This window comes from Enterococcus sp. C46 (genome assembly GCF_040887565.1).
Taxonomy (GTDB): Bacteria; Bacillota; Bacilli; order Lactobacillales; family Enterococcaceae; genus Enterococcus_B; species Enterococcus_B lactis.
Genome location: NZ_JBFOGA010000003.1, coordinates 284204 through 297617, shown reverse-complemented (window position 1 = coordinate 297617; position 13414 = coordinate 284204). Strand labels below are relative to the sequence as shown.

General features: G+C 36.7%; 14 protein-coding genes. 8 read left to right on the top strand and 6 right to left on the bottom strand.

The genetic code is table 11. The annotated features are described in order from the left end of the window. Positions 1–60: 60 nt before the first annotated feature. The 6 genes from AB3I27_RS07100 to AB3I27_RS07075 form a co-directional block, all read right to left on the bottom strand. Positions 61–1044: an NAD(P)H-quinone oxidoreductase gene (locus tag AB3I27_RS07100; protein WP_002308406.1), complete on the bottom strand. Its 984-nt coding sequence runs from the start codon at positions 1042–1044 to the stop codon at positions 61–63. Positions 1045–1048: 4 nt separating this feature from the next. Next, complete coding sequence (locus tag AB3I27_RS07095; RefSeq protein WP_002308407.1) at positions 1049–1696, bottom strand: NAD(P)-binding oxidoreductase; 648 nt, start codon at positions 1694–1696, stop codon at positions 1049–1051. Positions 1697–1780: 84 nt separating this feature from the next. Then, the gene (locus AB3I27_RS07090) at positions 1781–2413 is read right to left on the bottom strand and encodes an ECF transporter S component (protein ID WP_002308409.1); all 633 of its coding nucleotides are present in this window, start codon (positions 2411–2413) and stop codon (positions 1781–1783) included. A 16-nt stretch (positions 2414–2429) separates the two neighbouring features. Beyond that, positions 2430–2981 carry a phosphopantothenoylcysteine decarboxylase gene (gene coaC / locus AB3I27_RS07085; RefSeq protein ID WP_002308411.1) on the bottom strand — a complete coding sequence of 184 codons (552 nt, stop codon included), beginning with the start codon at positions 2979–2981 and terminating at the stop codon, positions 2430–2432. Next, positions 2978–3715 carry a phosphopantothenate--cysteine ligase gene (locus AB3I27_RS07080; protein ID WP_104869264.1) on the bottom strand — a complete coding sequence of 246 codons (738 nt, stop codon included), beginning with the start codon at positions 3713–3715 and terminating at the stop codon, positions 2978–2980. Before AB3I27_RS07080 ends, coaC begins: the two co-directional genes overlap by 4 nt. Further along, positions 3712–4701 carry an oxidoreductase gene (locus AB3I27_RS07075; protein ID WP_222897024.1) on the bottom strand — a complete coding sequence of 330 codons (990 nt, stop codon included), beginning with the start codon at positions 4699–4701 and terminating at the stop codon, positions 3712–3714. Before AB3I27_RS07075 ends, AB3I27_RS07080 begins: the two co-directional genes overlap by 4 nt. Positions 4702–4969: 268 nt before the next feature. On the opposite strand from AB3I27_RS07075, the gene AB3I27_RS07070 reads away from it, so the two are divergent. From AB3I27_RS07070 to AB3I27_RS07035, 8 genes are all read left to right on the top strand, one after another. After that, positions 4970–5512, top strand: a complete 543-nt coding sequence (locus tag AB3I27_RS07070) for a helix-turn-helix domain-containing protein (RefSeq protein WP_002308415.1) — start codon at positions 4970–4972, stop codon at positions 5510–5512. A gap of 16 nt (positions 5513–5528) precedes the next feature. Further along, a complete protein-coding gene (locus tag AB3I27_RS07065) occupies positions 5529–6614 on the top strand; it encodes an ABC transporter ATP-binding protein (protein WP_002308416.1) in 1086 nt (361 codons plus the stop codon). 11 nt (positions 6615–6625) lie between these two features. Continuing rightward, positions 6626–7432 carry an ABC transporter permease gene (locus AB3I27_RS07060; RefSeq protein ID WP_002287038.1) on the top strand — a complete coding sequence of 269 codons (807 nt, stop codon included), beginning with the start codon at positions 6626–6628 and terminating at the stop codon, positions 7430–7432. Then, positions 7433–8260 carry an ABC transporter permease gene (locus AB3I27_RS07055; RefSeq protein ID WP_002308417.1) on the top strand — a complete coding sequence of 276 codons (828 nt, stop codon included), beginning with the start codon at positions 7433–7435 and terminating at the stop codon, positions 8258–8260. Beyond that, positions 8257–9330 (top strand): ABC transporter substrate-binding protein, encoded by a 1074-nt coding sequence (locus tag AB3I27_RS07050; RefSeq protein ID WP_024635601.1) that lies wholly within the window; start codon positions 8257–8259, stop codon positions 9328–9330. Before AB3I27_RS07055 ends, AB3I27_RS07050 begins: the two co-directional genes overlap by 4 nt. A 496-nt stretch (positions 9331–9826) precedes the next feature. Continuing rightward, positions 9827–11077, top strand: coding sequence for a radical SAM protein (locus tag AB3I27_RS07045; protein ID WP_235688741.1), 1251 nt, complete (start codon positions 9827–9829; stop codon positions 11075–11077). A 377-nt stretch (positions 11078–11454) separates the two neighbouring features. Continuing rightward, positions 11455–12366 (top strand): ATP-binding cassette domain-containing protein, encoded by a 912-nt coding sequence (locus AB3I27_RS07040; RefSeq protein ID WP_065763699.1) that lies wholly within the window; start codon positions 11455–11457, stop codon positions 12364–12366. Continuing rightward, the gene (locus AB3I27_RS07035; protein ID WP_002312172.1) at positions 12363–13139 is read left to right on the top strand and encodes an ABC transporter permease; all 777 of its coding nucleotides are present in this window, start codon (positions 12363–12365) and stop codon (positions 13137–13139) included. The genes AB3I27_RS07040 and AB3I27_RS07035 overlap by 4 nt, the downstream gene beginning before the upstream one ends. Positions 13140–13414 lie beyond the last annotated feature (275 nt).

Below are 13414 nucleotides of genomic sequence, written 5' to 3'. Positions count from 1 at the left end.
TTTTCTTATTTCTTGGAGTTAAACGCTTCTATTCCAGCCTCTTTTTTGATCAGCATGGTTTTATTCAGTTATCTTCAAAATGATTTTTCCGATGTTTTTGTTTGCTTCCATATATTCATGCGCTTGTTTGACTTCGCTGAATTGGAATGTACGGTCAATGATTGGCCGAATCTTGCCATTTTCTAGAAAAGGCCCCACTTTTTCCATAAAAGTTTGTGCGAGCTCTGCTTTATACTGATCACTTCTAGGTGTCAATAATGTACCAAGAAGTTGGACACGTTTCCCAATCAATACACCAAGGTCTATCTCAGGCACAATGGTTCCGCCAAGCATACCAATCAAGACCCAGCGTCCATCAACGGCTATAGAAGCTAAATTCTTTTCCCAGTAAGAAGCGCCGATGAAATCCAAGATAACATCGACTCCTCGACCATCAGTGATTTTTCTTACCTCTTCTTGAAAATCTTGTTTTTTATAGTTGATCAATTCATCTGCACCAAGTTCTTTACAAAAGGCGAGCTTTTCTTCTGATCCTGCAGTAACGATGATTTTCGCGTGAGAAAGTTGTCTAGCTAATTGAATCGCTGCTGTTCCAACACCACTTGCTCCTGCGTGGATCAAAACAGTTTCGCCTTCTTGTAATTTTCCAAGCCAATAAAGTGTTTGATAAGCAGTCAGAAAAACTTCTGAGATTCCAGCAGCAGAAACATAATCTAATGTATCAGGGAGAAGGATTGCTCGATCGGCAGGCATCACAGCATATTCAGCATAACCACCTAGATTGACTAATCCGTACACTTTTGTTCCAGTAGTAAAAGTGGAGATATCACTTTTATTCTCAACTACCTCTCCAGCTACTTCGACACCCAAAATAGGGTAGGGAGGTTTTAAAGAGACTGATTCTCTTTTCATGATATCTGTTCGATTGACCGCTGCTGTATGGACTTTTATCAATAATTCGCCTTGTTTTGGTTCAGGAACAGGCACTTCTATTTGTTCTAATACATCTACAGAACCAGGATGCTTGATTGAAATGGCACGCATGGATCTATTCCTCCTTTGCCCATTCTTGGAATGCTGTATTCAACTCTTTGCTACCTTCAGAAAGTACTAGAGTCGTACGGGAAATATCCGTTTCTTCCACTAGAGCGGCAAGTACAGCAGCAACTGTAGAGCGAGTGATCGTTTTTGATGCCTTCTCATTAGGCTTAGTTAATTGAATGGAAGTAACTTCTTCATCGTTCGTCAATGTGACTGGTTGAAGAATGACAAAATCTAAGTTAGTTCGTTTCAGCCATTCATCTGCATAATGTTTAGTAATATAATAATCTGTCATGGACTCAGGCCATTTTGCTGGTTCATCCGCATAAACAGCACTGACCATCAGATAGCGAGAAACATGCGCATTTTCAGCTGCAATCACTGTTTTGATTGCGCCATCCAAGTCTACTTGCAGAAGATTCTTTCCTTGAGAACCGGCAGCAAAAATCAATACATCGATACCTTTGAATGCTTCAGCCATTTTTTCCACGGACCAAGTTAAATCAAAAGAGACATACGAAACATTCTCTTTTTTTACTAATGTCTGGGAAGCGACATCTCTTACCCCAGCAAAAATTTCGTGGGAGCTTGAAGCTAGATCTTTTATCAGGTGTCGGCCAATCTGTCCGTTTGCACCTACAACAAAAATTTTCATTTGGATCATCCTTTCGACGTCAAATCTTACTATTTAATAGTAACACCAAAAGAGAAAAAAATCAGACATCGGCTACGATAACTATCAGTGATGAAGAGAAGGGCGCTTGAAGTATCTTAGCAAGACATTGCATACTGCCGCAGTCGCAAGGCCAGCGACGATTCCTTCAGGTACGCCACTTGTAAAAATAACTGCAAGAATAGCTGAATAAACAGCATTTAAATTTGTCCCGATGACTTTGGCATAATCTTGCTGGAATAAAAAGTAGATCATATTCATCACTAAAATCGTATTGGTCAATGAGCCGGCAAGTCCTGCTAAGAATAAAGAGACGGTATCTGCTTTTTGTTTCATCAGTTTGCGCAGACCATTATAAACGAAATAAGGAACAACACCAATCAAGATCCGAGGGATAAACGCGATCAACAAGGCTTTCCAGCTTCCATGTTCAGTTCCGATGACTGGGATGAACGGAGAAAAGACAAAAGACAAAGGTGTTTGGATAACCGTACTTCGAATCATACTGATCAGTCCAAATGTACCGCCAAGAAAAGCACCTAGTCTTGGTCCTAAAACGATCGAAGCAATGATTACAGGTATATGCATGGTTGTTGCATTTATTGGGCCAATAGGAATAAACCCTAGAGGCGTAACAGCTAATAAAATCAAAATAGCTAAAAACATCGCAGTCAAAGTAAAGTTTTTTGTATTTTTCATAAGTACTCCTTTTCCACTAAACATTTCTTTCGTTAAGAGTCAGCATGACCTGTTCGATGATCGTCTGAATATCAGCTAAGGCACCTTTTCCAAAATCTCCGCAAGCTAAAAGAGATTCTTTTGGTTCGATTTCCTGATAGCCGACAGATCTCAATGTTTCCAGATTACGCTGAGTGATCGGGTTTTGATACATATTCGTGTTCATGGCAGGGGCAATCAGTTTTGGTGTTCCCGCCGGAAGCGCCATTGCGACTGTTGAAAGGAGATCGTCTGCAATGCCGTTTGCTAGCTTGCCGATAATGTTTGCCGTAGCAGGTGCGATGAGAAACAAGTCAGCTTGTTTGGCTAGTTCGATATGATTGATCACCTGTGGATTTGATTCTTGCATGACATCTGTATGGACTGCTCGCTTCGACAGAGATTGCAAGGTTAATGGCGTGATAAAATGTGTGCTGCTTTGAGACATAATCACATCTACTTGGACACCTGATTTGACAAATTGACTTGTAAGATCGGCACTTTTGTAAGCAGAAATACTTCCGGTAACGCCTAATAAGATCTTTTTCATTTTGATTCCTCCAATCTAATTTTTTCAGTAATCAATGCAGCAATCTCTGATTTACTTTGTGCTTCTTCCACTGTCCCATCTTTAGATAAGAGATAACCGTGGTGTGTCTCGCCATGGATTTCTGTCAAATCATTCGCGAAAATAAAATCAGTTTTGTTATTTATCAGACTGTTTTTGGCGACTGTAAGAAGAGATTCCTTTGGTACGTCTACTAATAGTTTAAAACCAATGATTTTCGCTTTCGGCTGCCATTCACGCAGATAAGAAATGATTTTTGGCGTTTTCTTCAAAACGAGCACAAGATGCTCGGTGTCAGAAGAGATCTTTGAAGCAGAGTTCTTTATTTGTTCATTTTCTGCAAACCAATTGGCCAGTTCTTCTTGTGTTGAAGAAGCGGGTAGTTTTTTTGCCAACTGTTCTTCTGAAAAACTAAAAGCAGGAGTAAAATCACTGACTGCCATACTGTGGATAATTGCATCATAGTGTTCTTTTTTTGTGAGTGTTTCTAATTGTAAAAACAAGTCTTGGGCAGACTCAATCGTATAGATCGTTATATTGGAACGTCTTTCCGGTTTCAGTGCTTGTCTCGTAGTCACGTAATCGACTGTGGTATCTGGGTTGGCAGCTAAGTGATCAGCTAAAGCTTGTCCTAATCGTCCTGTCGAATGATTCGTAATAGCGCGTACCTGATCGATTTTTTCAGTTGTCCCTCCAGCTGTGATCAGAACCTTCATTTTTGGTCACCTACATTTACCAGTGTTCTTCCTTGATGTGTCCCAGCAAGTAGTTTAGTTGCTGTTTCAGGCAAATGCTGCAGAGTTACTTCTTGGGCGACTAGATCATCTGCCATCTGCAAATCTGCCATCTGTTGCCATAAAGAAGGACGTTGTTCAATAGGTACATTGACAGAATCGATCCCAATCAATTGGATGTTTCGCAGAATAAAAGGCAAAACGGTCGTGTTTAGTTTGATTCCCCCTGCATTACCACATAAAGCTGCTACACCGTTATAAGAGATCAATGGAAGAAGACTACTTAGTTGCTCACCGCCTACTGTGTCGATGACAGCATCGATTTGCTGTTTTCCTAAAGCTTTTGTTGTTTCTGGCAGAAATTCATCAGGACGTACGACTTGAGAAGCACCTAAACTTTTTAGCCATGTGACAGACTCTTCTTTTCTGGAAAAAGCGATGATTGACTGGAATCCGAGTTTATGTAACAGGGCGACAGCTACACTGCCTACACCGCCAGAAGCACCAGTAACGACAACTTTTTTATTGGAGGTTATGCCTTGACGGATTAAAGCGTTCACACACAACATAGCAGTAAAACCTGCTGTACCAAAAATCATCGCTTGACGCAGTGTCATATTTTTCGGTAGAGGGACTAACCAGTCTCCTGGTACTTTTTGGTATTGGCTGTAACCGCCTGGATAGGTGACACCAAGCCCAAAACCAGTAGCAAGTACAAGATCTCCTTCTGAAAAACGTGAATCTTTACTTTGGACGACAGTTCCGGATAAATCAATCCCTGGAGTCATTGGATATGTTCGTATCACCTGACCAGACTCGCTCATTGCCAATGCATCTTTATAATTGACATCAGAATAGGCAATTTTTACCAAGACTTCATTTTCAGCCAATTCAGTAAATGGCAGATCACTGATTGCTGTATGGAAAACAGGTTCATTTATTACCTGAAAAGATCGAAAAGCGTTCATTCGTGAGACACTCCTTTTAAAAATTTTCTTTTATCATACCACAAAGCCTACTTTTTTATTCTGGTTCTTCCTTAAATTTAGACAAAAATTAGGTGAAAGAGGTAGAAAAAAGAAAGAATCGAATAAGTAGAAATGATTCGAAAAGATAAAGAAATATTCAGCAAAAAAAATGTTAAAAAGGGTTGCCTTTTGCAATAAAATTCGTATACTAATACGAGTGGTAGTAAACCAGAAGTTTACTATTAGAAAACTTCATACGGAGGAAATTATGGAAATTGGTGAGAAGTTAAGAAATTTGCGCATCCAAAAGAATTTGACACAAGAAGAACTAGGCGAACGCACAGATTTGTCAAAAGGGTATATTTCCCAGTTGGAACGAGATTTAAGTTCACCATCAATGGAAACATTCTTTTCTATTCTTGAAGTCTTAGGTGTCACTCCAGAAGAATTTTTTCATCAAGAAGCAGCGAATCTGCAAGTGGTTTATTCAAAAGAAGATCATACGGTTTATTTCGATGAAGAAAACGGGTATGAATTGGAATGGCTGGTGGCTGATTCGAATGAAAAAGAAATGGAGCCTGTTTTACTAACTTTTGAAGGTGCAGGAGAATATAAGACGTTTGAACCTTCATTATCTGAAACGTTTATTTTTGTATTAGAAGGGGAATTAGAGTTAAGCTTAGGAGAGACGATCTATGTGGCAAAAGCAGGACAGTCGATCTATTATCAAGCGACAAAACAACATCAATTAAGGAATCATCTCAAAAAACGAACAAAAGTATTGATTGTCGCGACACAATCATATTTGTAATATAGGGGGTAAAAACGTGGGGAAACCAATCATTTCATTTGATCAAGTAGTGAAACGCTATGATGATGAAACAGTATTAAAAAAAGTAAGTTTTGAGATCGAACAAGGAAAATTTTATACACTGCTTGGTCCTTCCGGCTGTGGTAAAACAACGATCCTACGTATTATAGCTGGATTCACCGAAGCTACAGAAGGGGACATCTATTTTGAAGGGAAACGGTTGAATGATTTGCCAGCTAATAAGCGACAAGTAAATACCGTCTTCCAAGATTATGCACTTTTTCCTCATATGAATGTTTTTGATAACGTTGCTTTTGGATTGAAGATCAAAAAAATGTCCAAATCTGATATCGAAAAGAAGGTAAAAGATGCATTGCGTATGGTCCAGCTTCCTGGATATGAGAAACGGGAGATCAGTGAAATGTCTGGTGGTCAAAGACAGCGTGTAGCGATTGCACGAGCAATCGTGAACGAACCTAAAGTATTGTTACTAGATGAACCGTTATCGGCGCTTGATTTGAAACTACGTACAGATATGCAGTATGAACTGCGGGATCTGCAACAACGATTAGGGATCACGTTTATTTTTGTGACTCATGATCAAGAAGAAGCGTTGGCGATGAGTGATGAGATTTTTGTCATGAATAAAGGGAAAATCGTCCAAAGTGGTACGCCTGTAGATATTTATGATGAGCCAATCAATCATTTCGTTGCTGATTTTGTTGGGGAAAGCAATATCGTGGACGGTGTGATGATCGAAGATAATCTAGTTGAGTTTGTTGGTAAGCAATTTGAATGTGTCGATGGCGGGATGCGCCCGAATGAGCCAGTTGAAGTTGTTTTACGCCCAGAGGATTTGACGATCACGACACCAGATAAAGGAAAGCTAGTCGTAACGGTCGATACTCAGCTGTTTCGTGGTGTCCATTATGAAATCATCTGTTATGATGAACAGCAAAATGAATGGATGGTCCATTCGACGAAAAAAGCTAAAGAAGGAAGCAAAGTAGGATTGGCCTTTGAGCCAGAAGATATCCATGTCATGCGTTTCAACGAGTCTGAAGAAGAATTCGATGCACGTCTTGACAGTTACGAAGAATAGGGGGGACAAGAATGAAAACAATGCGCAGGATCTATTCCGTCCCTTATATTTTGTGGCTCGGTTTATTCGTGATCGCGCCTGTATTAATGATCATTTATCAATCTTTTTTTGATATGAATGGGCAATTCACGCTGAATAACTATCTATCTTATTTTACGTCGGGGACATCGCTTTCTATGACGATCAATTCTGTATGGTATGCATTTTTGATTACGTTTTTTACACTGATCATCAGTTACCCGACTGCTTATTTTTTAACAAAACTGAAGCACAAGCAATTATGGCTGATGTTGATTATTTTGCCTACATGGGTGAATCTGCTGCTTAAAGCTTACGCATTTATTGGAATTTTCAGTGTTCACGGCAGCGTGAATCATTTCTTTGATTTTATCGGGATCGGACCGAAACAGATATTGTTCACAGACTTCAGTTTCTTGTTCGTCGCAACGTATATCGAGATTCCATTTATGATTATGCCGATTTTCAATGCATTGGAAGAGATGAATCCTTCTTTGATCAGTGCCAGCAGAGATTTAGGAGCGAATAGCTTTGAGACCTTCCGACGAGTGATTTTTCCATTATCATTAAATGGTGTGAAAAGCGGCGTCCAAGCAGTCTTTATTCCTTCTCTTTCTTTATTCATGCTCACTCGTCTGATTGGTGGAAACCGAGTGATCACTTTAGGAACAGCTATCGAACAGCATTTCTTGGTTACGCAAAACTGGGGGATGGGTTCTACGATCGGTGTGATTTTAATCATTGCTATGTTTATCGTGATGCTCCTGACAGGCGAGAAGAAAAAAGGAGGTCGCTCATAAATGAAAAAATTTAAATGGTCGTATCTTTATTTAGGGATCGTCTTTTTATTCTTATATGCACCGATCTTCTATCTGATTTTTTATTCCTTCAATGAAGGAGGAACGATGAACAGCTTTACAGGGTTCACTTGGGAAAATTATGAAGCTGTTTTTGAAGATACTCGTTTGATCATTATCGTATTGAATACGTTCATGTTGGCTTTCTTATCTGCATTGATCGCCACGATCATCGGGACATTTGGGGCTATGGGGATCTATTACACGAAGAAACGACGTGCACGGACAGCGTTGTTGAGCATGAATAACATCTTATTAGTCTCTCCTGATGTTATTATCGGTGCTAGTTTCTTGATTTTCTTTACACTACTAGGGTTCGGATTAGGTTTTCAGAGTGTATTGCTTTCCCATATTGCTTTCAGCATTCCAATCGTCGTCTTGATGGTCTTGCCAAAATTGCAAGAAATGAACGATTCAATGGTTGATGCGGCTAGAGATCTTGGTGCGAATAATTTGCAAGTAGTCAAAAATATCATTTTGCCTTATCTTTCTCCAGGGATCATAGCTGGGTATTTTATGGCATTTACCTATTCTCTTGATGATTTTGCGGTTACGTTTTTCGTCACAGGAAATGGCTTTACAACGCTCTCAGTAGAGATTTATTCTCGTGCAAGACAAGGAATCAGTTTAGAAATCAATGCGCTAAGTGCATTAGTTTTCTTGTTCTCCATGATATTGGTCATTGGTTACTACTTCATTAGTAAAGAAAACCGTCCAAAACGGTTGAAGAAAAACAGAAGAGTACGCGAGGGGGTGGCACGGCTACGATGAAAAAATTACAATCTCTGTTTTTAGGTATTCTTATCATTATTGCGGTGCTACTTCTTGGTGTTCGTCAACTTGAAAAAACAAGTGGCATGAGTGGAGCAAAGGTACTGACGATCTATAACTGGGGGGATTATATCGATCCTAGTTTGATCACGAAATTTGAAAAAGAATATGGATACAAAGTAAATTATGAAACATTTGATTCTAATGAAGCGATGTTCACAAAAATCCAACAAGGTGGAACAAACTACGATATCGCTATTCCAAGTGAATATATGATCCAAAAAATGATCAAAGAAAAACTAGTGCTACCCTTAGATCATTCAAAGATCAAAGGATTAAATAATATCGATCCACGATTTTTAAATTTGGATTTTGATCCAGATAATCAGTATTCGATTCCATATTTTTGGGGAACTTTAGGGATCGTATATAATGATAAATTCTTTGATGCAGATCAAATCCAGCATTGGGATGATTTGTGGAAGCCGGAATTGAAAGACAGTTTGATGCTGATTGATGGTGCACGAGAAGTTATGGGGCTTTCTTTGAATAGTTTAGGCTATTCTTTGAATAGTAAGAATATGGCACAGCTGACAGAAGCAGCAAATAAATTGAATCATCTAACACCAAATGTCAAAGCAATCGTGGCTGATGAAATCAAAATGTATATGATCAATGAAGAAGCTTCCGTGGCAGTAACATTTTCTGGCGAAGCTGCCGATATGATGTGGGAAAATGAACATTTACATTACGTGATCCCACCAGAAGGGTCCAATCTTTGGTTTGATAATATCGTTATGCCAAAAACTGCGAAAAATAAAGAAGGTGCCTATGATTTCATCAACTTTATGCTAGAACCGGAAAACGCGGCACAAAATGCAGAGTATATTGGTTATTCTACACCAAATGAAAAAGCAAAAGCGTTATTGCCAAAAGACATTTCGTCGGACGAACAATTTTATCCATCTGATGACACGATCTCTCATCTTGAAGTCTATGAAGATCTAGGATCGAAATACCTAGGCATCTATAATGATCTATTCTTAGAATTCAAGATGTATCGGAAATGATGGCAAAACTCAGTAAAACTGGGGATTTATCAACCTTCTAAATAGAGAAAAAGCGACCTTTTTCTATTTGAGTTTTCCAATTTTCTACCAAAAGCGGCTGAAAAGCCGCTTTTTTTTGTTATTTTATTTTTTTCTACCACAGTTTTCTACCAGAGAAAAATATGGAAAAGGATATGTCGAATAGTGAATAATAGCTCAGAATTCTGCTAGGAGGATATGAGGTGGTAAAGACAACATACAGTCCATTTTTAACTTACTGCGTTGGAACATTTTTTTGAGTGAAGTTAGTATTTTTGATACGAAAAAATAATTAGTAATAAGATGTATACACCTCTTCAATTGACTATTCATTTAAAGCAGATATCTGTAACTAATAAAATTGATTTTTTCAATGATTGAGTTTAAGCCAATTATTACATTAGAATTGTCGATTTTTACAAAGTTGTTTTAATGAAGAACATTTCGTTTTAATATTCAGAACGAGAGGAAGGATATGATGGATAATCAAATACAAGTAAATCAGAACGATAAATTTCAACTTTTTAAAGAAGACAATGTAAATATTTTGGTGGAAAGGTCAAGTATGCGATTCTACTTGATTCATGATCCAAACCTTTTGATTAAGTTAAAAAAGCATCTAAACGGAACCTATGTCCAAGAAATTAATGAAATGCTTAGTAATATTGAAACTCAGAAAGTCGACAAATACATTGATCAAAAAAAGAATCCTTCAATTTCTAAGAATTTTAATGTTAAAAGATTGGCACTGGTATTGACTTCGGATTGTAATTTAAGGTGTAAATATTGCTATGCAGATTGCGGAATCTATTCCTTTGCTAATCGAACAGTTATGAGAAATAAATCCTTGGAAAATATTCTTGAATATTTCTTAACTTCTTTTAAAAGTGTAGAAGCAATTCAGTTTTTTGGAGGAGAACCTAGTCTTTGTGGAAAGCAAATTGAATTTGCAGTCAATTATATCAACAAATATTGTGAGACACATCCGGACTATAAAAAGCCTAAATATGGAATCGTCACTAATGGATATGCACTTTCCAATAGGTTATTAGATTTGTTCGAGGAAAATAATTTCACGCTGACATTAAGCCTAGATGGTCCAGCTTCAGTGAATGATGCCGTAAGAATTGATACAAAGGGGAAGGGATCATACAATCGAATAGTTGAGAGCTATCGAAAGGCAAAAGACAGGAAACTTGAAAATTTAGGATTTGAAGGAACCTATACTAATGAGCATTTAAAGCAAAAAGTTTCACTAGTAGACTTAGTTAAATTTTTTGGTGAAGAGTTTGGTGTGAATATTCCACATATTGCTCCAGTTCAATTTGATGAACCCAGTTCTTTAGATTTATATAATGACTCAATTTTATACCAAAAATACATTATTGATTTAGTTGATTATACATTTGAATGTATTTTGCACGATCAAGAAATTCAAACCACAGTAATTACGTTAGGTATTATGAGATCTGTTATCGAAAATAAATTCGTGGATATTATTTGTCCAGCGGGTGCAGGAACCTTGTCTGTAGCAGAAGACTTAGTCATACAGCCTTGTTTTATGTACACAGCTAATGAATCTGCAAAACTTGGGAAGATTGGTGACGATCCACAGAATATAGTGGATTCAATATTGCAGTTTACTAATGCAGTAAATAATAAATCTAAATATACTGCTTGTGAAGGGTCTGGCAAGAGAAATTTGTTCCTCATGTTTGGGTACTTTTGATATTGAACATCAGGAAAAAGTTGTGGATATGACTTGTGTTACGATCATAACAACTTTAAAGAGAACTCTATATCAGTTTGCTAGAATTCAGTCGGATCCATTACTTTGGTCAAAACTAGCTGAGCGATTAAGTTTAGTTAGTTAATGATAAATATGTCTTATTATAACGGAGGAATTAACATGAGTGAAATTCAAGTTCAATCACAGCAAGAGCTAGCACCAAAAGACCCTCGTGGTGGAGTCATTTGTGGAATTGGTTGTGATGGTGGCGTGTGCGGGATTTTCTGTTAATCTTGTAAAGCTGCAAAAAACAAGAAAGGGACTTGCTTGTGTAGTGAGTCCTTTTTGAATAAAAATTTTAGAAAGGAAGGCTGTCGATGTGTAGAGAAGTATTAAAAACAAAAGATTTAGTAAAGCAGATTGAAGGTGTATTAGTTTTAGATAAGGTTAATATGTCTATTTCTCAAGGAGACATATATGGGTTTATTGGTAACAATGGTGCTGGAAAAACAACTTTTATGAGAACTATAACAGGATTAGTTAAATACAATTCTGGTGAAATTAAGTTATTTGGAAAAAGTTTTCCTTTAAATAGACACTCATTACAAAAAATCGGTGCATTAATCGAAAATCCAGTATTTTTTCCTGAATTGACAGCTTATGACAATCTGAAGTACTTTTCTCTTTTAACTAATAGAAATGTGGAAAACATTGATCATATATTAGCATTGATGAATTTAGATAAAGTTGGAAAGAAAAAAGTTAAAAATTTCTCACTTGGTATGAAACAACGTTTAGGTATTGCAATCGCACTAATTCCTGATCCAGAGTTGATTATCTTAGACGAACCACTAAATGGATTAGATCCACAAGGAATTCAGGATATAAGAAACCTAATATTAAAATTAAACCAAGAACATGGGATTACTTTTTTGATTTCAAGTCATATTTTGAGTGAGCTTGAGCAAGTTGCAACTAAATATGGAATTATGCATGAGGGGCGACTGATTGAAGAATTTTCTATTTCTGAGTACGTAGATTTAGGGTTTACAGGCTTCACTATTGAATCATCAAAACCACTAGATACACTACAATTTTTAAAACAACATTTTCCTAAAAATCAAATTACTTTTGATGCTCAAAAAGAGATATCTATTGATTTAGCGAGTGATGAGGAAGAACGGCTCCAAACAATGCTTGACCAGGAAATGAAAAATTCCTTTTTCTTGAAACGAAACGTGATGGATATGGAAAAGTATTTTTTACACAGAGTGGAGGCTGTTAAATGAATATAAAAGCAGATTTCTTTAGATTTCTTAAAAATAAAATAAATTTGTTCTTATTGGCTCTTAGTTCTTTTTTTGCAGTGTTAACTTTCATGGTCAGTAGTAACGCCAAACGACCAATAACTGTAGTAATACAGAATCTTTTAGCAACCAACAGGAGCTATCCAACTTCATCTAAAAATGCTCTTTTAGAGATGTTACATTCTGCTGATATGGTATTACTGTTTATGCTGTATTTAATCTATTCGTTTTGGTTAAGTGATTTTGATAATGGTAGGGTTAAACAATTATTTTTGGCCTCTGGAGATCGATTTGGAATTTATTTTAGAAAAGTAGTAACTATATTTTTAATGACTACAGTTTTTTATTTTATGTATTTAATTGCATCGTTTGTTTGTACTTATTTTATTTTTGGTGTTCATGTATCAACATCTATTTTAGAAATCATAAGAACAATAGCATTCCAATTGATAATCATTTTTTTGCTTTTAAGTATTTCTTTTCCGCTTATATTTGTTCTGAAAAATACCCATATTATTATCACTTGTCTATTTCTATATCCGGTGGTAATCCAATTACTTTTTATTCTGATAAAACCGTTAGTCAACGAAGGAATCCTCAATAAAATAGCGGAATTTGAACCACTTGTTCTTTTTAGTAGTTTTGGAATCAATCAATCGCTGAGTTATATTCAGGTTTCAAGCTTCAGTCTATTATTAATTTTTACGTTTCTAATTATTGGAAACTTTCTTTTTAGAAGAAGTGAATTGAGATGAGTATTCTCAGGTCGTGTTTATTTCTGTTTTGGATAAATAAGATTTTTCATATTTTATTAGCTTGTTTGATACTGATTAGTTCAGTCGGACTGATTTGGAACGATTCAGTATTTTATATTCGATTGTTGTATATTTTCCCTATGGCTTTTGCAATTTATAGTTGTGGTCGAGTGGTAGGGATTCTCAATAACGTTTATCTTAGTAAAGGCTATTCTAATTTTTTATTGTACGTAATTTCTCTGTACTCTACTCTATTAACTATCTTTTGCTTTTTA

What these genes read in the sequence shown, in the direction of transcription:
- AB3I27_RS07100 (WP_002308406.1), bottom strand. Translation starts at nt 1,044, where the DNA reads ATGCGTGCCATTTCAATCAAGCATCCTGGTTCTGTAGATGTATTAGAA.
- AB3I27_RS07095 (WP_002308407.1), bottom strand. Translation starts at nt 1,696, where the DNA reads ATGAAAATTTTTGTTGTAGGTGCAAACGGACAGATTGGCCGACACCTG.
- AB3I27_RS07090 (WP_002308409.1), bottom strand. Translation starts at nt 2,413, where the DNA reads ATGAAAAATACAAAAAACTTTACTTTGACTGCGATGTTTTTAGCTATT.
- coaC (WP_002308411.1), bottom strand. Translation starts at nt 2,981, where the DNA reads ATGAAAAAGATCTTATTAGGCGTTACCGGAAGTATTTCTGCTTACAAA.
- AB3I27_RS07080 (WP_104869264.1), bottom strand. Translation starts at nt 3,715, where the DNA reads ATGAAGGTTCTGATCACAGCTGGAGGGACAACTGAAAAAATCGATCAG.
- AB3I27_RS07075 (WP_222897024.1), bottom strand. Translation starts at nt 4,701, where the DNA reads ATGAACGCTTTTCGATCTTTTCAGGTAATAAATGAACCTGTTTTCCAT.
- AB3I27_RS07070 (WP_002308415.1), top strand. Translation starts at nt 4,970, where the DNA reads ATGGAAATTGGTGAGAAGTTAAGAAATTTGCGCATCCAAAAGAATTTG.
- AB3I27_RS07060 (WP_002287038.1), top strand. Translation starts at nt 6,626, where the DNA reads ATGAAAACAATGCGCAGGATCTATTCCGTCCCTTATATTTTGTGGCTC.
- AB3I27_RS07055 (WP_002308417.1), top strand. Translation starts at nt 7,433, where the DNA reads ATGAAAAAATTTAAATGGTCGTATCTTTATTTAGGGATCGTCTTTTTA.
- AB3I27_RS07050 (WP_024635601.1), top strand. Translation starts at nt 8,257, where the DNA reads ATGAAAAAATTACAATCTCTGTTTTTAGGTATTCTTATCATTATTGCG.
- AB3I27_RS07045 (WP_235688741.1), top strand. Translation starts at nt 9,827, where the DNA reads ATGGATAATCAAATACAAGTAAATCAGAACGATAAATTTCAACTTTTT.
- AB3I27_RS07040 (WP_065763699.1), top strand. Translation starts at nt 11,455, where the DNA reads ATGTGTAGAGAAGTATTAAAAACAAAAGATTTAGTAAAGCAGATTGAA.
- AB3I27_RS07035 (WP_002312172.1), top strand. Translation starts at nt 12,363, where the DNA reads ATGAATATAAAAGCAGATTTCTTTAGATTTCTTAAAAATAAAATAAAT.